This is a genomic window from Rhodopirellula sp. UH5, assembly GCF_056839225.1.
In genome coordinates, this window is record NZ_CM166390.1 from 3,599,592 (window position 1) to 3,621,427 (window position 21,836).

The 21,836-nt window shown below is 57.4% G+C and carries 10 protein-coding genes and 1 pseudogene; 1 reads left to right on the top strand and 10 read right to left on the bottom strand.

Translation table 11 applies throughout. The features are described from left to right. Positions 1–130: 130 nt before the first annotated feature. Positions 131–784, top strand: coding sequence for an RNA polymerase sigma factor (locus UH5x_RS12865; RefSeq protein ID WP_047812363.1), 654 nt, complete (start codon positions 131–133; stop codon positions 782–784). 357 nt (positions 785–1,141) lie between these two features. On the opposite strand, the gene UH5x_RS12870 is transcribed toward UH5x_RS12865, so the two are convergent. The 10 genes and pseudogenes from UH5x_RS12870 to uvrA all read right to left on the bottom strand — a co-directional run bounded on the left by UH5x_RS12870 (position 1,142) and on the right by uvrA (position 21,789). Continuing rightward, positions 1,142–1,360, bottom strand: a complete 219-nt coding sequence (locus tag UH5x_RS12870) for an addiction module protein (protein WP_083434710.1) — start codon at positions 1,358–1,360, stop codon at positions 1,142–1,144. Between the two features lie 408 nt (positions 1,361–1,768). After that, entirely contained in the window at positions 1,769–2,929 is a 1,161-nt protein-coding gene (locus UH5x_RS12875; protein ID WP_482635866.1) for a transposase, read from the bottom strand. A 196-nt stretch (positions 2,930–3,125) separates the two neighbouring features. Next, a complete protein-coding gene (locus UH5x_RS12880) occupies positions 3,126–3,932 on the bottom strand; it encodes a glycoside hydrolase family 16 protein (RefSeq protein ID WP_482635867.1) in 807 nt (268 codons plus the stop codon). After that, entirely contained in the window at positions 3,929–6,121 is a 2,193-nt protein-coding gene (locus UH5x_RS12885; protein WP_482635868.1) for a M3 family metallopeptidase, read from the bottom strand. Before UH5x_RS12885 ends, UH5x_RS12880 begins: the two co-directional genes overlap by 4 nt. Continuing rightward, positions 6,118–8,061 carry a sulfate adenylyltransferase subunit CysN gene (cysN, locus tag UH5x_RS12890; RefSeq protein ID WP_047815971.1) on the bottom strand — a complete coding sequence of 648 codons (1,944 nt, stop codon included), beginning with the start codon at positions 8,059–8,061 and terminating at the stop codon, positions 6,118–6,120. Before cysN ends, UH5x_RS12885 begins: the two co-directional genes overlap by 4 nt. 155 nt (positions 8,062–8,216) lie before the next feature. After that, a complete protein-coding gene (gene cysD, locus UH5x_RS12895; protein WP_047815972.1) occupies positions 8,217–9,128 on the bottom strand; it encodes a sulfate adenylyltransferase subunit CysD in 912 nt (303 codons plus the stop codon). 106 nt (positions 9,129–9,234) lie between these two features. After that, entirely contained in the window at positions 9,235–9,930 is a 696-nt protein-coding gene (gene rsmG / locus UH5x_RS12900) for a 16S rRNA (guanine(527)-N(7))-methyltransferase RsmG (RefSeq protein WP_047815973.1), read from the bottom strand. Positions 9,931–10,112: 182 nt separating this feature from the next. Then, entirely contained in the window at positions 10,113–11,387 is a 1,275-nt protein-coding gene (locus UH5x_RS12905; RefSeq protein ID WP_047815974.1) for a tetratricopeptide repeat protein, read from the bottom strand. 1,135 nt (positions 11,388–12,522) lie between these two features. Continuing rightward, positions 12,523–15,060: pseudogene (gene topA / locus UH5x_RS12910) on the bottom strand (type I DNA topoisomerase); the annotation flags it as partial. A 93-nt stretch (positions 15,061–15,153) separates the two neighbouring features. Continuing rightward, the gene (gene uvrA, locus UH5x_RS12915; protein ID WP_482635869.1) at positions 15,154–21,789 is read right to left on the bottom strand and encodes an excinuclease ABC subunit UvrA; all 6,636 of its coding nucleotides are present in this window, start codon (positions 21,787–21,789) and stop codon (positions 15,154–15,156) included. Positions 21,790–21,836: the final 47 nt, after the last annotated feature.

A 21,836-nucleotide genomic window follows, 5' to 3' on the forward strand; every position in this document is an offset into this window, starting at 1 on the left:
CGAGATTCATCGAACTGGAAGACATGACGGCACGCCCATGATAGCGATCCCCCCGGTAAGATGGCATGCACCGATCAGGTTGCCCTTTCTCGCCCGCCCGCCACTCGCTGGTTCTCCTTCGGTTCCCACGATGAACGACGAAAGCTCTCCCGACCCATCCAGCTCCCAGACGGACGATCCGCTGGTCCAGCGAATCCGCCAGCGAGACGTGGACGCGTTGGGCGAATACATCGCTCAGCACCGCGAGTCGTTGTTCCGGTTTGTGAAATCCATCACCGGCGAACACCTGTTGGCGATGGTCGAAGTCGACGATTTGATCCAAGAAATCGCCACGGCCGCCATTTCAGGTTTGCCGACCGCACCGCTGGACCAATACTCCGTGATGCAGTGGTTGCAACAACTCGCTCGCAGACGCGTGGTCGACGCCCACCGATTCCACTTCGATGCCAAACGCCGCGACGCGGGTCGGCAACAATCCATTCATGGCGGCGGTGCGTCGGGTGGTGATGACGGAGCCATGGGCATGGAACAAATGCTCGCCGCCAGCATGACCTCGCCGAGCGCCGTGGTCAGCCAAAACATTCGACTCAACGCGATGTCTCAAGCCATCGGGCAACTGAGCGAAGAGCAGCAAACCGTGATCCGGCTACGTTACGTCGACGGCATGCCGACCAAACAGATCGCGGAACAACTCGGCAAAACCGACGTTTCCATCCGAGTCCTGCTGTCACGTAGCATGCGACAACTCGAAAAACAACTCGAAGCCAACCGCCCCACACGCTAAGCAACGCTCGATCCATCCGTGTCGGGCTGTCGTAATGGATGAGGCCACGAGTCCCTTTGAACTCATAAAGTGCCAGTCACTTTGTGGAGAGGGCTAGGGGCTTCGACGGGCTTGGAAGCCCATCGTACGGGGACGCGAGCCGGGGGGATCGTTCGGCGATTGGGCGGCAAGCACTTGTCGTCGCGCCGCGACTTGTTTTTTTGGGTGCCGGGGTGATCGAACAACCGCGGAGCGGTGACAGTTGTCAGCCTCGGGTTTCAACCCGAGGTCTCGATTCCTCCCCCCTTGCTCGACAAGCCGCGGAGAAATCTGCTCCACGCTCCAGGTCAAATTCCGCCTGTTCGTGCAGTCGGATTCTCAACCGTGCCGCTCCCGCAATCGCTTCTTAGCATCAGCCCAGTCAACGAGCTTTGCCGTCCCATCCTCCAGTGACGCTCGCCGCTCGGCGAGCACATCACCATGCCAACCGGGCGGCTCCGTCCCCCCCGGAACCGAAGACAAGCGGTCCCAGATCAGCTGCAATGCTGCAATTTGCTCAGTTCGCGACATGCTGTCGACGAGAGTTTCAATTCCCATTTCAGTTCTCCCTGTCGCGCCATTTTAGCCAGGACCTCGCGAGATCGCAATCAAGCCCAATTTCAACCGGATAAGGACCAGGCGAACATCGCTCCAAACGCTTCACCAGCACGTCGCGAAAACGCTTCGCGTCTAATTCTCGCTCGCACGAACTCGTAACGAACTCGTAACGAACTCGTAAGGTGCCAGCCACTTTGTGAAGTGGGCCGGGGCGGACACTTCGTTGGGCGGACGATGGATTGGAAGCGGTTGCCCCGGTTTTCGATCTTTCCCACAGGCCTGGCTGACGACGTCGAGGACATTGGCCTGGTGGTGTTGCCGTACAAGCGCAGCAGAGAAGAACAGTTGGTCTCAACTGTCCTGTCGGATCAAGCACGAACGCGAGTTCGGCGGTTGCTTCGAGACTGCTTAGCTGAAGCAGGCGGCCGCTTGGACTTGACCGCGATGGTGGTGACGGCCGGTGCGTTCAGCGTCGGCTTTCAGCGATTCTGGGCGACCGACGCAACTCGACTTGCCGAAGTACTTCTGCCAATCCCACACCAAGTCTCGCCACATGGATGCGTCGATCCCGACTTCGGAAAGCGTCTTCGCGAGACGCTTGGGTAACTCCGCAACCTGACCGGCAACCGATTGGGCTGCTGTCCAGTCCAGCAGACGCTTGTAGTCGCACCAACGAATGTTCAAGAACCCACGGTCACTGCTGCGAAATCCTTTCGTGTGGACTTGCGGTTCAGTGGACAGTTGAGCTTCGCCCAGTGTCAGGGGGCTCAACCATCCATCACGCCGGATTCGTTTCCCTGTCGGATTGCGACGCTTCGTCTTGCGTTTTTGCTGGAGGACTTCGAGCGGCGTTTCTCGAATGTTGCGTCCGGCTTCTTCCGTTGGAATCGGCTTGAGATCAAACGCGGCGGAAGGGATTTGTTCGCCCTTGCGTGCTTCGATTCGGTCGTAGGCACTGGTGTGCAGACTGGACTCAGGGGACGCTGTCATTGCCGCACGGACTGGATTCAAATCGACGTACATACTGCACGCCAGCAAGCCTGCTTCATCGACAATTTTTTGAGCCTTGAAACGCCCCTCCCAAAACCTGCCGGTGCACTCGTCTTGTTTGTTCGCCATCCTGGCAATCGGTTCCGCCAAGGCTCTCATGAACCAAGAGATGTCCGACAGTCGAAGGCGAACTTCGGCCAATCGTTCTTTGTTCCGGACCAGCATCTGAACGTCGTTTTCAGTGGGCTCGGCCAAGTGTTCTTCAAGTCGTCGGCCAGGGAAGACACGCAGCCAGCGAATCGCCACTTCCTCATCGCTCCACTGGGCGCAGACGTCCGGGCGATTGCGGAGAATCTGATGAAGGTGATTGCTCATCACCGCGTAGGAAAGGACATCGACGGCGAACACCGAGGCGAGGGCTTCCATCCGCCGGCGAATCCATTCCTTGCGGAACGAGTAGTCCTTGCCTGTCGCGTGATCGACACCTGCGAGGAAAGCTCGCCGCACACACCGCTGAACAACATGCACGATCCCAACTTCGCTTGCATCAAACTGTTCACATCGCTGAGGTCGCGGCATGGCAAAGCTCTCCCTCTCGGAACCGACTGACAAGACAACTGGATCCTACGCAGCGGCGGTTGGGAGTCAATGTTTGGTGGGTGGCACCATCCGGTTCAAAACTGACGCGGTGGGTTGGGACGGAGGGGCGGTGGTGATCCGAATTCTTGGCGAATCCGGCTACGGGGTGGGAAAACATCGAGAGGATTCTCGTCCGCTACTGGTAGATCTTCACCGAATCAACCAACATCTGCACCGGAAATTCGGTGGTGGCATCCGGCGGGCCCAGAAATCCTCCTCCGACGGCGACGTTCATCAACAGATGAAACGGTTGATCAAACGGGGCAGGGTACTTGCCGCCAGAGCTTTCCCATCTCGTTTGCTTTTGCACTGATTTTCCATCGATCAACCATTCGATTTCGTTCGCTCGCCAGTTCACGGCAAACGTGTGAAAGTCATCGGCGAAGGTTCCTTGCTCCAGCGTGTATTCATCGCCCGTGTGAATGTTGCTCGGCCAGGGTGCGCCGTGATGCAGCGTCCCCAACACGACATTGGGTTGCTGGCCTCGCATCTCCATGATGTCAATCTCGCCGCTGGCCGCCCAACCACCGTATTCGTCCTTGGTTGGTAACATCCAAATCGCCGGCCAGATGCCTTGTCCTTGGGGCAACTTCGCTCGCACTTCGATGCGACCGTACTTCCAATCCCCTCGGTGCTTGGTTCGAACTCGCCCCGACGAGTACTCTCGCGACGTTCCGCTGATGGCCGCGTTGTCACGCCGAGCCTCCAGAACCAGACAGCCATCCTCGACTCGCACGTTCTCAGGGCGGTCGGTGTAGATCTGAAGCTCGTGGTTGCCACCGCCGAACGCGTTGACCTCGACCTCCCACTTGGAATAGTCCAACGAGTCCCCGCTGAAATCGTCTTGCCAAACCAATCGGTCAAACGTCTGAGCGTTTGCGTGGCGGAAACTGCATCCAAACATCGTGATCGCCATTCCGACAGCGACCGCGAGTCGGATCATTCTGCGAAACCGCGTTTGCGGAGCAGGGCTTCTGTGTCGACATCACGACCGCGGAAATTGCGGTAGGTTTCGACGGGATCGATTGTGTCGCCGACACTGAGAATGTGATCGAACAGCTTCGAAGCGGTTTCCTCATCGAAGAAGCTTCCTGCCTCGACGAACATCTCCGCCGCGTCTGCCGTCAGCGCGTCGCTCCACAGGTAGCTGTAGTAACCGGCTGAGTACGCGTCGCTGCTGAACAGGTGACTGAAGTGAGGCAAGCGGTGACGCATCGGCAATTCGTCTGGCATGCCGATCTCCGCCAACGCCGACTTTTCAAACTCACTGACGTCAATGTCGCCGGCCTGCAACTGGTGCAGCTGCATGTCCAGGATCGCACAGGCCAAGTACTCGACGGTTTCAAACCCGCTGTTGAACTTCGACGAAGCTTCGATCTTGTCGAGCAGCTCTTTCGGCATTGGCTCGCCGGTTTCGTAGTGCGTCGCGTAGCGAGTCAACACTTCGGGCGTCGACAACCAATGCTCCAACACCTGCGAGGGGAACTCGACAAAGTCGCGAGCGACGTTGGTGCCGGACTGCGATGGATAGTGCACACGACTGGAAAGTCCGTGCAGGGCGTGGCCGAACTCGTGGAACAACGTGGTCGCGTCGTCCCAGGAAATCAAAACCGGCTTGCCGTCCGCAGCGGGAACGAAGTTGCTGTTGTTGGACACGATTGGTGTTCGCACGGGAACGTCCGCGGAGGCGGGATCAAGATCCCATCCTGATTGGCCTCGGTAATCCATCATCCATGCACCGCTGCGTTTGCCTTCGCGAGCGAATGGGTCCAGGTAGAACAGTCCCACGTGGCTTCCGTCGGACTTCTGCACCACTTCGTAAACGGTGACATCGGGATGGAACACAGGCAAGTTGCCGATGGGCCGGAACTGGAACCCGAACAGTTCCTCCGCACACCACATCATGGCTTCGACCAAGCGATCGAGTTGCAGATAAGGACGCACTTCCGCCATGTCCAAGTCGTACTTTTCAGCCCGGACCTTTTCGGCGTAGTAGCGGTAATCCCACGGTTCGATCTTGATTTTCGGTTTACCAGCCGCTTGCATTTCTGCGTCGGCGATGGCTTGCATGTCCGCCACTTCCGTCGCGACACGCTGCACGGCGTGAGGCCAGACCTTCATCATCAATTCCATCGCACGATCGGGGGTGCCCGCCATCGTGGATTCCATTCGCCAATGAGCGTGTGTGGGATAGCCAAGCAACTTGGCGCGGGCCGCACGCAGATTCAAGATTTCGCGAATGATGGCTTTGTTGTCGTGGGCATCGTTGTTGTCGCCGCGGAAGTAGTAGTTCCGCCAAACCTGTTCGCGAAGCTCACGATCATCCGCGTTTGTCAAAAACGGGTCCATCGACGAACGCGTGTTGGTCACAGCCCATTTGGCCTTGCCGCCTTTTTCTTTCGCAGCGACCGCCATCGCATCGCGACTCGACTGCGGCACACCAGACAATCGCGACTCATCGTCAATCCAAGTGACGTGGCCCTTCTCTTCTTCCAAAACGTTTTGGTTGAAGTCGGTGAACAACCGAGCCAATCGCGTGTTGATCTGCGACAGCTTGGATTTGTCCTCTGGGCTCAACCGAGCCCCACGACGGACAAAGCTCTTGAATGTTTCATCCAGCAAACGCTTCGCATCATCATCCAGAGTGACGGTCTTCTTCTCGAAAACGTCGTCATGAATCGCTTCGATGCGAGCAAACAAAGCCACATTCTGCGTGACTGAGTCCGAGTAAGCAGCCAACTTGGGTGTGACGCTGCGTTCCAAATCCGGGATCGGCCCCAGGTTCAGGTTCCCCGCGTGCACGTCGAACAACACCTCGACTCGGTGCAGGGCTTCACCCGCGGTTTCCATCGCGAGCAAGGTGTTCTCAAACGTGGGCGCCGCCGACTGATTGGCAATTTGATCGATTTCCTTTTCAGCCTGCACGATCGCAGCGTCAAAGGCGGGACCAAATTCATCGACACGGACTTCGTTCCACGGCGGCACCCCGCCATGAGGCCCCGGCCAGGGTTTCAAAAGCGGTGAATTTGAAAGGAGAGATTGCGAGCTGTTCACGGAAGTTTCTTGTGAATAGGAAGGCTGGACCAACACGATCGCGGCAAGGAAGCTTGCCGGAACAACACACCATCTCATTTGATGAACCCTTTGGATTTCAGAAGTTCCACCACCGCATCCGCACAGTCAGCGATGGAAGTGGTGGAGGCGTCGACGGCCAAGTCAGGATCGCTTGGAACGTCGTAGGTGGCAGTCACACCGGGGAAGTTCGCCAGCTCGCCAGCATCCGCTTTCGCGTACTGCCCCTTGGTATCCCGTTCCCGGCAAACTTCCAATGGAGTCGCGACGTGAACGACCAAGAACTGATCTTCGCCAATCAGCTTGCTGACTTTCTGACGCACATCATCGGACGGTGCCACCAAGGATGCCAAGCAGATCAGCCCAGCATCATTCAGCGTGTGAGCCAAGTGCCCGCTGCGACGCAAATTTTCACTGCGATCATCCGCGCTGAAGCCCAAATCACGGCTCAGCCCGCGACGAACATACTCGCCATCGACCACAGCAACTGATCGGCCCGCGTCAAACAACTTGCGTTCCACGGCTTGCGCGATCGAAGTCTTGCCGCTCCCGGTCAGCCCCGTCAGCAGCACCGTGGCTGGTTTCTGTCCGAATCGTGCCAAACGCTCTTCCGCGGTCACGGCCGAGAGAGTGTCGCCGGAATCATCCGATGAAGCTTCGTCGTCCCAAACCGACTTGTGACTTCCGGTGGTCCCGCGATCCAGGATCATGCCCGCGGCAACGGTCGCATTCGTGATCCGATCGACCAGGATGATCGCTCCCGTGGTTCGGTTGCGACGGTATGGGTCGTAGTGAATCGGTGCCGACAAAGACAATCGAACACGTCCGATTTCGTTCAGTTCCAGAGTCGGTGCTGGCAAGCGATGCAGGTCGTTCACATCGACTTTGTAAGCCAACGTTTCGACATTCCCTGGGACCGTTTGAGTGGTGTGTTTGACGAGGTACGTCTTGCCAGGAACCATCGCCTCTTCATTCATCCAAACCAACATCGCTTCGACGTCGGAACCGCTTCGTGGCATGTTGCCACTGCGAACGATCATGTCACCGCGACTGGCATCGATTTCATCTTCCAATGTCAGCGTCACCGCCAATGGAGCGTAGGCTTCATCCAAGTTGCCGTCGTAGGTGACGATTTCTTTGACCTTGGACTTCTGACGACTTGGCAGGACGGTGACCTCTTCGCCTGTGCGAATGATCCCGGACGCGATCGTCCCACAGAACCCACGGAAGTTGAGGTTGGGACGATTGACGTATTGAACCGGCAATCGGAAATCTTGCAGGTTGCGATCCGAACCGATGTAAACGGTTTCCAAGAAATTCATCAACGTGCTGCCGGTGTACCACGGCATGTTCTCGCTGCGGTCAACCAAGTTGTCGCCGTTGAGAGCACTGATCGGAATGAAGTGCAGGTCAGGCAAGTCCAAGCGGGTGGCGAAATTGCGATAGTCTTCGCAGATCTCGTTGAAGCGTTCTTCGCTGTATTCGACACCGTCGATGTCCATCTTGTTGACCGCCACGACCACGTGACGGATGCCCAACAACGAAACGATGAACGAGTGGCGACGGGTTTGGGTCAGCACCCCGTGCCGCGCGTCGATCAGGATGATCGCCAGGTCCGCGCTGCTGGCACCGGTCGCCATGTTCCGCGTGTATTGTTCGTGACCGGGCGTGTCCGCGATGATGAATTTGCGTTTCGCTGTGCTGAAGTAGCGGTAGGCGACATCGATCGTGATGCCCTGCTCGCGTTCTTCTTTCAAACCGTCCATGAACAACGAGGGGTCGAATCCACCTGCCACGCTGCCTTGACGAACGGAGTCACTTTGGACCTTCGCCAATTCGTCTTCGTAGACCAACTTGGAATCGTAGAGCAGGCGGCCGATCAACGTGCTCTTGCCATCATCCACGCTGCCGCAGGTGATGAAACGCAACAATTGCTTTTGCTCATGCTGCTTCAGATAAGCATCGATGTCGGAGGCGATCAGATCAGATTGATGAGACATAGGAGGACAGCTTTTAGCAGTTAGCCGTTAGCTTCTAGCAACAGCCGATCGGAGGTACAGATTACGTTGAGACGGGCGCGAATGCCGCTTGGGCGGCACCGCTACCGACGAGCTAGCCGCTAGCTGCTAGTAGCCAGCAGCGGATCGCAAAGCGATCAAAAGTAGCCGCGTTCTTTTTTCTTTTGCATGCCGACGCCGCCTTCGTCTTGGTCAATGATTCGACCCTGGCGTTCACTGGTGCGGGTCAGCAGCATCTCTTGGATGACCTCGGGCAGTGTCGTCGCTTCGCTCTCGACCGCTCCGGAAAGCGGGTAACAACCCAGGGTTCGGAATCGCACCATCCGGGTCTCTTCTTTCTCGCCCGGCAACAAGGGCATGCGATCGTCATCACGCATCAACAACATTCCATCGCGATTGACGACTTGGCGAGGTTCCGACAGATACAGCGGCACGATGGGGATGTTTTCCATGTGGATGTACTGCCACACATCCAATTCGGTCCAGTTGCTCATCGGAAAGACGCGAATCGACTCGCCTTTGTTGACCCGACCGTTGTACAGGTTCCAAAGTTCGGGGCGTTGATTCTTGGGGTCCCAGCGGTGCGATTTATCGCGGAAGCTGAACACGCGTTCTTTGGCGCGGCTTTTTTCTTCGTCGCGACGGGCACCACCAAACGCGGCGTCAAATTGGTACATGTCCAACGCGGCCTTGAGCGCGTCGGTTTTCATCAATTCAGTGTGTCGCTCGCTGTCTTCCCACGGAGGGATGTTGGCTTTCAAGCCCTCTTCGTTGATGTGCACCAGCACATCCAAACCCAACGTGCCACGAACATATTTTTCGCGGTGCTCGATCATGTCCTTGAACTTGTACGTCGTGTCGACGTGCAACAACGGGAAGGGCAACTTCGCAGGGTAAAATGCTTTCAGGGCCAAGTGAAGCAGCACCGCGGAGTCTTTGCCGATCGAGTACAGCATCACAGGTTTTTGGAACTCCGAGACCACTTCTCGGAAAATGTGAATGCTCTCGGCCTCGAGCTGTTTCAGGTGAGTGAGGCTGTAATCGGACATGCGATCTTTGGAGAAAGAGTGAAACGAATCGGGTTCGCCGCGGCATCAAGCCTGGCAGTATAGACGGGGTGCAGAATCGATCCAGCCGGAAGGTCTTCCAGCAGGCTCAGCCCTTCTTTTTCTTCGTCAATTCCAAGATCACGCCTCGGCTGACATCGGCTGCCTCGGACGAGTCATCCGCTTCCGCCTCGGTGACCTCAGGAGCCAAATTCCCCAAGGGGTAGGTGGCCACAACGCGAAGATCCAGACCTTTGAGCACGCCGTGATGACGGGCCTCCCCCCGTTCGTCGACCCACTTGGGGCCTTTGATCAGCAACAGCCGGTCAAACTGACTCCAATGCGGCTCCACCCAACGGCAGAACTTTAACAGGCTGCCAACCGCTCGGCTGACGATCGTGGTGAAGCGAAAATCTTCCAGTAAATCTTCGCCGCGAGCCGCGTAAACCGGCACGGGCAGATTCAACTCGGTCACCAATTCGTCGAGCACCTTGGCTCGTTTGCCAACCGATTCGGCCAGAGCGACTTCGATGTCGGGCCGCAACATCGCCAATGGAATGCCGGGCACGCCGTTTCCGCTGCCCATGTCGAGGACCTCCTCGCCGGGCTGGATCAACTGAGCCAATTGCAGGCAATCACGTAAGTCGCGGGTGACGAACAAATCCCACGTCGTGTGCCGGGTCAGGTTGATCTGCTCGTTGTACCGCCACAGCGACTGCGCGTATTGCTGCAGCGACATGCCCAGAGGCTCGTCGAGCTCGAGTCCGAATTGTTCCAAGGCCGTTTTGAATTCTGCGTCAATCATGCCCGCAGGTCATACCAGGGGCGACCGAACCTGGGTAGCGGAACAGTGCCCCAGAATGGCCGAAAGACCACAAAAACGACCGTCAGACGGACTTCGCGAGCCAAAATGCCCGGATGAACGCTGGTCGCAGGCTTCCCGCGACGGTTTGGTTCCCCTGAGAGAACGCTCCCCAACACACCCGATCACTCCGGCAAACTGAAGTTCACCGGTGGAGTGGAGCCCGTGGCTTCTGTCGAAGCCGCTGCTGGGTCCGCCTTCGGCGAGCCAGCAGTCTGGCCCGCACTGGATTCCTGGAAGCTCACCGCGGAATTGCTGCCAGGAACAACTGGCTGGGTCGCAGTGGGCTGAATCGCACCAGGAATGGCGTAGCTGGGCGGAGCGGCATAGCTAGGCGGTGTCTGGTTTGCCATGTGGGCAGGTGCCGAAGCCACGGTGGCCACGGGTCCCGCCGCGGCACCAATCGCTCTGCCAGTCGATCCCGCCGAAGCGATGTTGGCAGCCGGCGACGTTCCCATTCCAGGGTTCAACTGAGCCAACATCTCACGAGAGCGATCGATGGCACGCTTGGTAGCCGGATCGCCTGCGGCGGAGGCTTCATGAGTGACAGCCTGCTGCAGGTGGATTTGAGCGTCCGCGTTCTGCCCTTTTTTGTAGTGCAAAAACGCCATGTTGAAGTGAGCCACGGCGGGTTTGTTGTTGGCCGCCAAGACCTTGTAGGCCTCTTCGCTCTGCCCCGATTCGAAGTGCACGCTGGCCAGGTTGTTGGCATAGCGAGATGTGCCGGGTGCCAGTTCCAAGGCGCGAGCCAAGGTTTGCACTGCCATCCCGTGCTGATTCAATTTCCCGAGCGTCAAACCCAGGTCGTTGTACAACGCCGCGTCGTTTGGGCTTTGTGCGATTGCTTTTTGAAAGAACTCCGCAGCCTTCGAATGATTGCCTTCTCGAAAATGCAGCCGTGCCACGCTGGTCAACGCGGAAGCGTGACTCGGTGATTCCTCGAGTGCCTTGGAATAGCTTTCCATGGCCTTGGTCAGATTGCCGGTCGATTCCCAAAGCTGTCCGTTGGCAACCAACACATCCGGTTCCAATTGACCAGGCTCGTTCTCCAACGACAACGGATCACTGTTGTAGTCGTTTTCTTTCGAATCACGACCAAACCAGCTGGCAACCGTTCCGGTGGTTTTTCCCCACGCGCTCTTGGTTGCATTGCCGACACCCCCTGCCGCTTTCCCGACCGAGTCCCCCGCAGAAGCGATGAAACTAGGGCCCTTGTTGGGCTCGCTGACCGTGGCTGTTCCCTTGCCTGCGAAGGGATTCATGGATGCCAACGACATTGATCGAGAGGCACATCCAGTGGAAGTCAACGTGAGGCAACCACCCACCACCAACGTGAAAATCCATTCGCGTTTGGCTGGATGAGTCTTGCGAGTTGCGTTTGGCTGACGTGTGGCGTCCATGTTTCACACTTCGTTAAGGAGCATTTGTGGCCGATCATTGCAACCGGCACCGCCCGTCTCTCACACATGTGTGAAACGGGCCTTTCGTTGGAAAATCAGATCACAACGGATCATTCCATTGGCTTTGATCGACCATTCGCTTGATCGACTTTAGGGCGTGCAACGATTTTTCTGAAAATCGGTTTTCAAACACATGTGAGCTCCGTGATGCTCGCGGCAGCCCCTGTTCACACACCTACCCATTGCCCTGCCAATTCGATTCGTCTGCACGAATCGTGAAGCCGCTGTTGCATTCTTATCGGTCAGGATCCGCACCGGATTCGATCCCAATTTGACGACAACGCGGCGATCTTTCTCCTCGCAGTGAAACTTGGGCGACGGACTTCCAAGTCCATCAATCACAACCCGACGCGTGACGGGCTGTTGATTCAATCAGCCGGAACGCGATCGCGTCCGGTTCGTCTCCGGTAACCGTGGGCTAGCGATGGACTGCGAAATGTTTGGTGCGATGGAGCGTATTCGTTTGCGCAAGTTTTCATCCCGGTAGGGATGTCAGATGGTAGCCGTCGGTAAGCGATAGCGCCACCGATGGACATGCCCCCCACGCCACCACTCACCATCCCGCCGTGGCCATTGGCCACGGCGGGATGGTGAGTTTTTCGGGGGCTCGTTGACCGGGGGTGTGCTGCTACGCAGCGACCCCCGGCTACCATCTGACATCCCTACCGGGATGGAGAAAGATGGAAGCCGGAAGAAAATTTACATCCGCTATCAAAGCGGCAATGGCAAAGATTTAGCAGTCCAGGCCAGCGTCCATCGGCTGATCGCTCAATCTGCGAAACGCACTAGATCAACAAGCCGGTGAGCGAGGGACCGCATCGCCTCTCCCACGAAGGCCCCGTCCGGGGCCGGGGTGTCTTCATGACAGGGCATCTCAAGAGGACTTTTTGATGATGCCTTTTTTCTTCGTCGCGGCTTTGGCAGTCTTCTTTTTGGCGGCCTTCTTCTTGGCTGTTTTCTTTTTCGCAGCCTTCTTCGCTGTTTTCTTCTTCGCGGCCTTCTTCTTTTTCTTCTTCTTGGTCGGGCCCTTGGCAGCGCGTTCTGCCAACAGATCCAAGACTCCTTCGAACGTCATCTCTTGCGGGTCCGTCCCGCGTGGGATCGACGCATTGGTTTCGCCATCGGTCGCGTAGGGACCAAAGCGACCTTCCAAAATCTTGATCTCGTTTTCCGTGATCGGGCTTGGCTTTTCGAACTTTTTGATCGGTTCCTTGGGTGCCGCACGCCCACGGGTCTTGGGTTGCTTGAGCAACTCAATCGCTTCCTCAAATGTCACGTCCAAGGGTGACTTCTCAGCCGGCAAGGAACGGGTCTCCTTGCCACATTTCACATACGGCCCGTAGCGTCCATCGTGAGCCTGGATCGGCTCCTTCATTTCGGGATGCTCGCCCAAGTCACGCGGCAACGAAAGCAGTTTGCAAGCCATCGCCAGATCGACGTCTTCGACCGCGATCGTTTTCAGAATCGATGCGTTCTTCTTTTCTTCATCGTCCTTCTCACCCATTTGAACATAGGGGCCAAAGCGACCGGCCTTGATGTAAATCGGCTTGCCGGTGTCCGGGTGCGTGCCCAAAGGCTCGTCTTCCCGAGCGGCGTCCTCGAACAACTCCATCGCTCGAGCGAGTGTCATCTCATCGGGCGCCATGCCTTCCAAGATCGGAGCTTTGCGTTCGCCTTGCTCCAAAAAGGGTCCGTACTTCCCAACTCGCACGAACACCTCTTCACGGTTCTCGCCCTCGGTTGGAATCCCCAGTGAAAACTTTGCCGTCACTCGAGGATCGATCTCTTCGATCTTGCTTTCCAATCGGGGCTTCAACCCGATCGCAGCTTTTTGACCGACGACCGGTTCGTTGTCATCGCCAAAGTAGAAACGTTTCAAATACTCAAGCGACTCGGCTTCTTGCCGACTGATCGTGTCCAGAAAATCCTCCATCTGAGCCGTGAAGTCGTAGTCAACGAGCGGCTCGAAGTGGGTTTCCATCAAACGAATGACACTGAACGCCGTCCAACTGGGGACCAACGCGTTGCCCTTTTTGTACACGTAATCGCGACGCTGGATCGTGTCGATGATCGACGCGTAGGTACTGGGTCGACCAATTCCCTTTTCTTCCAGCGTGCGAGTCAACGACGCTTCGCTGAAACGCGAGGGTGGCTGAGTCGTGTGACTCTTGGGATCCAACGTCGCGACAGACAAACCATCGTTTTCATTGACCGCGGGCAGCAAGCGTTCCTTGTCAGCCAACTCGGCCTCGGGATCATCGCTGCCTTCGACATAGGCTCGCAAGAAACCTTCGAACAGAATGCTCGTGCCACTGGCGGTGAACGTGGTTCCACCACCTTCGATCGTGACACCGATGCGTTGCTTTTTCGCGTCGGCCATTTGGCAGGCAACGGTTCGTTTCCAAATCAGTTCGAACAATCGAAACTGATCGCGATCCAGTTCGTTCTGCACGGCGGCAGGAACACGGAACGGCGTCCCGGCGGGTCGAATGGCTTCGTGAGCCTCTTGCGCGTTTTTAACTTTGCCTTTGTAGACTCGCACCGTTTCGTGCAAGAATTTCTCGCCATACTCACTGCGAACCAAATCACGCGCCGCGTTGATGGCTTCCTTCGACAGTGTGGTCGAGTCAGTACGCATGTAGGTGATGTAACCGTTCTCGTACAATCGCTGGGCCGCTTGCATGCAGCGGCGTGCGGTGAAGCCAAGCTTCCGGTTGGCTTCTTGTTGCAGCGTGCTGGTCGTGAACGGTGCTTTGGGTCGTTCAGCAAACGGCTTGACTTCGACCTTGGCGACTCGAAAACTTTCCTGCTGGAGTTTCTGCTTCAATTCGTTGGCCTGCTGCTCATCCATTTGCAACATTTGCGGATTGATCAGCTTCCCATTGGTCGAATCAAAATCTTTCCCGCTGGGGATTTTCCGGCCCTCCACGGTCGCCAACATCGCGGGCAGCGAGTCACCGTTCTCGGTCGTGAAAATCGCTTCCAAATCCCAGTAGGTCGCATCGTTGAACGCGATCCGTTCCCGCTCACGTTGGACGATCAACCGGACCGCGACGCTCTGAACGCGTCCGGCCGACAAACCACGGCCGACTTTTTTCCACAGCAACTGCGAAACGTCGTAACCGTACAAACGGTCCAGAATCCGGCGTGTTTCTTGGGCTCGGACCAAACCATCGTCAATCTCGCGAGGGTCTTCCAGCGCGTGCTGGATCGCCTCCTTCGTGATTTCGTGGAAGACCAAACGGTGAACAGGCACCTTGGGCTTGAGCAATTCGAAGAGGTGCCAGCTGATCGCCTCTCCCTCACGGTCTTCATCCGTCGCGAGATACAGGCTGTCTGCATCCTTGAGCGCGGCCTTCAATTTGTCGACTTGTTTCTTCTTGTCCGCCGGCACGATGTAGACCGGCTCAAAGTCTTTTTCGACGTTCACCCCCAGATAGGCCCACGGTTCTTTCTTGAACTTTTTGGGGATGTCCTTGGCTCCGCCAGGCAAATCGCGAACGTGCCCGACGCTGGCTTCGACCTGGTAACCACTTCCCAAAAACTTCGAGATCGTCCGGGCTTTCGCGGGCGATTCGACGATCACCAAACTTTTGCTGGTCGATTTGGCCATGAGCAAGAACGAACCGATTCAAGGTGGAAAGAGGGGGGTTTCGGATGTGCGTGACTCGGGTTTGTCGCTCAAACCCGTCGCCTCGTCAACACGTCAAGTGGAGGACCGGGTCCGATCCAAGTGCGTTTTCAAGAACGTTTTCAGCTTGCGACTGCGTGCATGATCCACGTCGGTCAAATGAAATGTCAGGGTCACTCGCTCGGCATCACTGAGGTCCAACGTGCCAGTGTCGGAACGAGATTGGAGCACGTCCAATGCCAACAATTGCTCCAAATCAATCGCGGACTGAGGCCCCCTCAATTTCAACCGAACACAATCGCTGACCTTGGTTTCAAGCTCTGCCCAATGCGGCAACGGAGTTTCTTCCTCGCCCGATTCTAACCGAACGGAGACACGGTCCGGGGCAGGGTACTCCACCGCACCTTCGCCCGCGACATTCGACAACATGTCCAGCAACGCTTCCACCAATTCCAGCGGCCACTGAGGTGGAGTGTTCTCGGGGAACCCCTTCGGCAACGTGTGCCAACGACGCCCCAACACTCGCCACGGTTGCATGGAATCCGCCGGCTCGTCGCCGTTGGAATCGGATTCCGAAACCATTTCGGCAACCGGAATCTGCGTCTCAGAATCGACTCGCAGAACGGGCGCAGGCTTCGCAACGATCGTCGGCGTCGGCAAATTCCCCGTGTTCGTTTCCGCCACTCGACCGTTGACCGTCGGCTGCCAATCCAAGATTTCTCGCGGCTCAGCGGTACGCGTTCCCGAGATCGCATCGGCCAAGAACGGCGCGGTCGAAGACACCCATTCGTCCGCTTCACAATTGGCAGGATCCGCCTTCGCCGCCAAGCCTTCCGGCGTTCCCGCAAACACGACTTGCCCACCGTGGACGCCTGCCCCGGGCCCAATGTCGATCAACCAATCGCAACACTTGATCACGTCCAAATTGTGTTCAATCACGATCACCGAATTCCCCAATTCGACCAACCGCTGCATCACGACCAACAACTTCTCAATGTCACCGAAGTGCAAACCGGTCGTCGGTTCGTCCAACAGATAAATCGTGTGCCCCGTTGCAGGACGAGCCAACTCCGCCGCCAATTTCACTCGCTGAGCTTCTCCACCCGAGAGAGTCGGGGCGGACTGGCCCAGCGTGACGTATTCCAATCCAACATCACAAAGTGTCTGAATGACACGTGCGATCCGGGAATGCGATGAGAACAACTCGACCGCTTCACCACACGGCATTTCCAGAACATCGGCAATCGACTGGCCATGCAGTTTGACTTCCAGCACGTCGTCGTTGTAACGCCGGGCGCCACAATCTTCGCAGGGCACCCAAACGTCAGGCAAGAAATGCATTTCAATCTTGCGTTGGCCGCTGCCTTCACAAGATTCGCAGCGTCCCCCCGACACATTGAAACTGAATGTCCGGGGTGTGAAACGCCGCTCGCGTGCAGCGGGGATCTCCGCAAACACAGCCCGAATCAGATCAAACACACCGGTGTAGGTCGCCGGGTTGCTGCTCGGGGAATTCCCCAGCGGAGACTGGTCGACTTGAATGACTTTGTTGACGTAACGCAAACCATCGATGCCATCATGCTGCCCCGGTTTGACCTTGGCCCGGTGCAATCGTCTCGCCAAAACAGGGTAAACGATGTCATTGATCAGCGAGCTTTTCCCGCTGCCGCTGGGGCCCGTGATCGCAGTCAAAACTCCCAACGGAATGTCAACGTCCACGTCCTGCAAGTTGTTCTCACGCGCCCCTTTGATCGACAGGTATTCGACCATCGGCTTGCCCGATTCAGAAATCACCGGGCGGCGAACCGCAGGCAACTCTATTTGCTTTTCGCCGAGCAAGTACGGCGCGGTGACGGACTCGCTGGCAGGTTCGACCGCATCGGGCTTGCCTTGGGCCACCACCCGACCACCGTGCCGACCGGCCCGAGGCCCGAAGTCGCACAGGTAATCGCTTCCAGAGATCACATCGTAATCGTGCTCGACCACCAACAACGTGTTGCCTTGGTCTCGCAATCGATGCAGCGCCGCCAGCAATCGCCGGTTGTCTCGTGGGTGCAAACCAATGGTCGGCTCATCCAACACATACAAAACGCCACACAAACCACTGCCAAGCTGTGACGCCAAACGAATTCGTTGAGCCTCGCCACCTGAAAGTGTCGGTGCACCACGGTGCAGAGTCAGGTAGTCCAGTCCCACGTCTCGCAAGAACCGGACGCGAGATTGAACTTCGCGAATCAGCTCGCCTGCGATCTTCCATTCGCGGCGATCGAGGTCCCACGAATCGATCTCTCGTGACAATCGATCCAGCGGCATGTGCACCAAGTCGCCAATCGTGAAGTCCCGGAATCGAACCGCCGCGGAATCATCCCGCAGACGCGAACCATCGCAGACCGAGCAGTCGATTTCAGCCACAAAGGCCTCCAACCGCATCCGCAATCCCGGCGTCAAACGCGAGGCTTCTTCCAGAGCCGGGTAAAACCCTTTGAACTGGAACCGGAACAGGACATTGCCTTCCCCAAAGTGATCACGAACCTCTTCGACGCGTTCTTTTTCGGCGGACGCGTTGTCATCGGTCGTGTCGCCATGCCGGACCTCGACCCACCGCGGCCCCAAACCATGAAACAGAATCCGTCGCTGCGACACGGTCAACGAATCGATCGGTTGATGAATCGGAATGCCCGTTGTTCGCGAAAGGGCTCGCAACATCCAGCGACTGACCGCATGATCGACGGACGGCCAAAGCAACGCTGCCCCATCGGCCAATGTCGTTTGAGGCGTCCCCATCAAAGCCGCGGGATTGGTCCCCGTTTGGGTTCCCAAACCTTCGCAACCAGGGCACCAACCGATGCCGGAGTTGAACGAAAAATGGTGCGGGGTCAACTGCGAGAACGACCGACCGCAGGATTCACAAACCAAGTGCTGACTGTGCCGAAGCACATGCCAATCGCGTTCGGGTTGATCCGAATCCGCGATCGCCACGTCCATCACGCCAACGCCCAACGACAACGCTTGCTCCACACTGTCACTGATCCGGGATTGTTCCTCTGGAGTGATCTTGATTCGGTCGACGACGATCTGCACCAGATGGACCCGCCGCGGGTCGAGTGCTTTCGCGTCATCCAGTTCAACCGTCTCGCCATCGATGCGGACGCGGGAGTACCCCATCGCACGATAGCTCTGCCAAGTCGTCAGCGATGCTTCGCCAGACTGCACCTCGATCGGCGCGAGCAACAAAGCTCGCGTGCCCTTTGGCAATCCCATCACCTTGTCGATGATTTGATCGGGCGTTTGCGTTCCCACGGGCACCGAACAGTCCGGGCAGTGCATCGTGCCGAGTTTGCTGTACAAAATCCGCAAGTAGTCATAGACCTCGGTGACCGTTCCGACGGTACTGCGTGGAGAATGACCGAGGTTCTTTTGCTCCAGCGCCACCGCGGGTGACAGCCCTTCGATGCGTTCCGCTTTGGGCTTTTGCACCTGCCCAATGAACTGCCGCGCGTAACTGGACAACGACTCGACATACCGCCGCTGGCCCTCGGCGTAAATCGTGTCCATCGCCAGCGAACTTTTGCCGCTGCCACTGGGACCACAGAAGACTGTCATCGCGTCACGTGGAATCGCCAAATCGACGGATTTCAAGTTGTGTTCACATGCACCTTCGACCACCACATGGGTCCGAGACTTGGCCGGCGGAGCAACGATGTCACGGATCGCTTGGCCGCGTTTTTTGGCTTGGCGGCGTTTGATTCCCAACACCTCGGCCAGCGCCGCACCGGTGTAGCTGTCATCCACTTTGGCGACTTCTGTCGGCCGACCTTCGCCGACCACCCGACCGCCACCGGCACCACCTTCGACGCCGATGTCGATCACCCAGTCCGCTGTTTTGATCACGTCCAAGTTGTGCTCAACGATCACGATCGTGTTGCCGCGATCGGCCAATCGATTGATCACCCCCAACAACAAATCAATGTCGGCGAAGTGCAACCCCGTCGTCGGTTCATCCAGCACGTACAGCGTGCGGCCGGTGTCCCTTCGGCTCAATTCTCGCGAAAGTTTGATTCGCTGGGCTTCGCCGCCGGACAAGGTCGGTGAAGGTTGACCGAGCTTCAAATACTCCAACCCCACATCGACCAACGTCTGCAACTTCTCGGCGATCTTGGGAATGTTCTGGAACAAATCCAAGGCTTCCGAGATGTCCATGTTCAGAACGTCGGCGATCGACTTGCCCTTGAACTGAACCGACAACGTTTCTCGGTTGTACCGATACCCTTGGCAAACCGGGCACGTCACCCAGATGTCCGCCAAGAAATCCATTTCCAATTTGGTCGCACCGTTGCCATCGCAAGCGGCACAACGACCTCCGTCCACGTTGAAACTGAATCGACCGACCGTGTACCCACGAGCCTTCGCTTCAGGTAATTTCGCAAACAGATTGCGAATCTCGTCGAAGACCTTCACATACGTCGCGGGATTGCTGCGAGGCGTCCGGCCAATCGGTGACTGATCGATCGCGATCGTTTTGTCGAGATGCTCCAGGCCTTCGATGGAATCGTGGTCGCCAACATCCGCTTCGGCACCATTGAGCGCATTGCGAAGCGCGGGTTCGACGATCCCGCCAATCAGCGAACTCTTGCCGCTGCCCGAGACCCCGGTGACGCAAGTCACCACGCCCAGCGGAATGGAGACGTCAATGTCTTTCAGGTTGTGAAAACGCGCCCCGCGAATCGTCAGCTGTTTTGCGGGATCAACCGGTCGCAGCTTTTCTCTCGGCGTGATCGCGCGAGCCCCCGACAAGAACGCTCCCGTGACGCTTTCCTGGGATCGACACAGGTCCTCCATCGAACCGGCCGCCACGATGTGACCGCCTTTGACACCGGGACCAGGCCCAAAGTCCACGATCGTGTCCGCCGCTCGCATCGTGTCTTCGTCGTGCTCGACCACGATCAACGTGTTGCCCGCATCTCGCAAACGAGTCAACGTTGTGATCAAACGGTCGTTGTCACGCGGGTGCAAACCAATCGATGGCTCGTCCAAGATGTAAAGCACACCCGACAACCCCGAACCGATCTGGCCGGCAAGTCGAATCCGCTGGGACTCACCGCCGGACAACGTCGGCGCGGTCCGGCCCAGCGTCAGGTATTCCAAGCCCACGCCGAGCAAAAACCCAATCCGCCCGCGAATTTCTTTGAGAGCCTCGCCGGCGATTTGGGCGTTGGTCTTTGAAAGCGGGATGTCACTGAAGAACTCCATCAGCGAATCGATGGAAAGCTCACACAAATCGGGAAGCGATTGGCTCTTCGAGCCGGCAAAGTCCTCCGAGCCTGTCGAGAGACGAACCGCACACGCCTGATCGTTCAGCCGTTTGCCATGGCAATCCGGACAATCCATCGTGTTCATGTACTTTTCGAACTGACGCAACTGCATTTTGTTGCGGCTGGTTCGATAGCGATCAAGCAACTCGGGAATAAAACCCTCGAAGTTGCCGACATACTTCTTGGCTTGGCGTCCGCCTCGCCAAGTGAACTGCATCGAGTCGTCGGCGCCCCACAACCAAATGTGGCGAGCGATCTCTGGCAGTTTGTCCCAGCGAGTTTCCAGCATCGTGCCGGGTTCGAGCTCCAGTTCGGCGTCCATCGCATCGGCAACACCGCGATAGATATGACGTCGGTAGCGCCCCAGGTCGCCCCATTTGCCGAGCAATGCGATCGCACCTTTGCGAATCGACAGCGACTCGTCGGGGATCAACAACTCGGGCACAAACGTGTACAGCCGGCCGATTCCATCGCAGGACGTGCACATCCCTTGCGGGCTGTTGAAACTGAACAGCTGCGGCGTCGGCGGCCGGAAACTTCGTCCGCAATTGCCGCACGAATACTTCGAAGAGAACAGTTGGTCGTGACGGACCGGAGGCACGTCCTCCCCGTTGGGCGGCCCGACCGAAGTGATCAAGGACGACTCGCCCAGTTTCAGCGCCAACTCCACCGCTTCGACCAATCGTGGCCGGTCAATTTGCCCCGCGACAATGCGATCAATCACGACTTCCACATCGTGACGCCGGGTTCGATCCAGCGGCGGTGGATCGCTCAGCCGAAACGTTTCCCCGTCGACACGAGCGCGATTGAACCCTTGTTTGCGAAGGTCTTCGAACAGGTCGCGGAATTCACCTTTTTGACCGCGAACCAACGGCGCCATCACCCACAGCGTTCCGTCTTCGATCGCAGCTTCCGTTCCAGACTCCTCGGACGATTGGTCGTCCTGCCAACCATCGGCGGCCAACTGCACCAATCGATTGACGATGACATCGGTCGTTTGCGCCGCGATTTCGACATCACAGGCTGGGCAGTGCCCGGTGCCAACGCGAGCGTACAGCACTCGCAGGAAATCGTAGATCTCCGTGATCGTGCCAACCGTACTGCGAGGGTTGTTGCCCGTCGACTTTTGGCTGATCGAAATCGAGGGACTCAGCCCGGTCACCAAATCGACGTCGGGCTTGGGCATCTGGCCCATGAATTGCCGAGCCGAATTGCTCAGGCTCTCGACATACCGGCGTTGACCTTCGGCGTACAGCGTGTCAAACGCGAGCGAGCTCTTCCCACTTCCCGAAACACCCGAGAAACATATCAGCTCACCTCGCGTGAGCGTCAAATCGACGTCGCGCAAGTTGTGTTCGCGAGCGCCTTTGACGATGATTTCCCGTTGCAACTTGTCCACTCATTGGGTCGGCGTTTGATACATCCATTCAGTCAGACGCATCTTCG

Bases quoted from the DNA above. Each gene is read 5' to 3' on its own strand.
- UH5x_RS12905 (WP_047815974.1), bottom strand. From the start codon at position 11,387: ATGGACGCCACACGTCAGCCAAACGCAACTCGCAAGACTCATCCAGCC.
- UH5x_RS12870 (WP_083434710.1), bottom strand. From the start codon at position 1,360: ATGGGAATTGAAACTCTCGTCGACAGCATGTCGCGAACTGAGCAAATT.
- UH5x_RS12885 (WP_482635868.1), bottom strand. From the start codon at position 6,121: ATGAGATGGTGTGTTGTTCCGGCAAGCTTCCTTGCCGCGATCGTGTTG.
- UH5x_RS12875 (WP_482635866.1), bottom strand. From the start codon at position 2,929: ATGCCGCGACCTCAGCGATGTGAACAGTTTGATGCAAGCGAAGTTGGG.
- cysN (WP_047815971.1), bottom strand. From the start codon at position 8,061: ATGTCTCATCAATCTGATCTGATCGCCTCCGACATCGATGCTTATCTG.
- rsmG (WP_047815973.1), bottom strand. From the start codon at position 9,930: ATGATTGACGCAGAATTCAAAACGGCCTTGGAACAATTCGGACTCGAG.
- UH5x_RS12880 (WP_482635867.1), bottom strand. From the start codon at position 3,932: ATGATCCGACTCGCGGTCGCTGTCGGAATGGCGATCACGATGTTTGGA.
- UH5x_RS12865 (WP_047812363.1), top strand. From the start codon at position 131: ATGAACGACGAAAGCTCTCCCGACCCATCCAGCTCCCAGACGGACGAT.
- cysD (WP_047815972.1), bottom strand. From the start codon at position 9,128: ATGTCCGATTACAGCCTCACTCACCTGAAACAGCTCGAGGCCGAGAGC.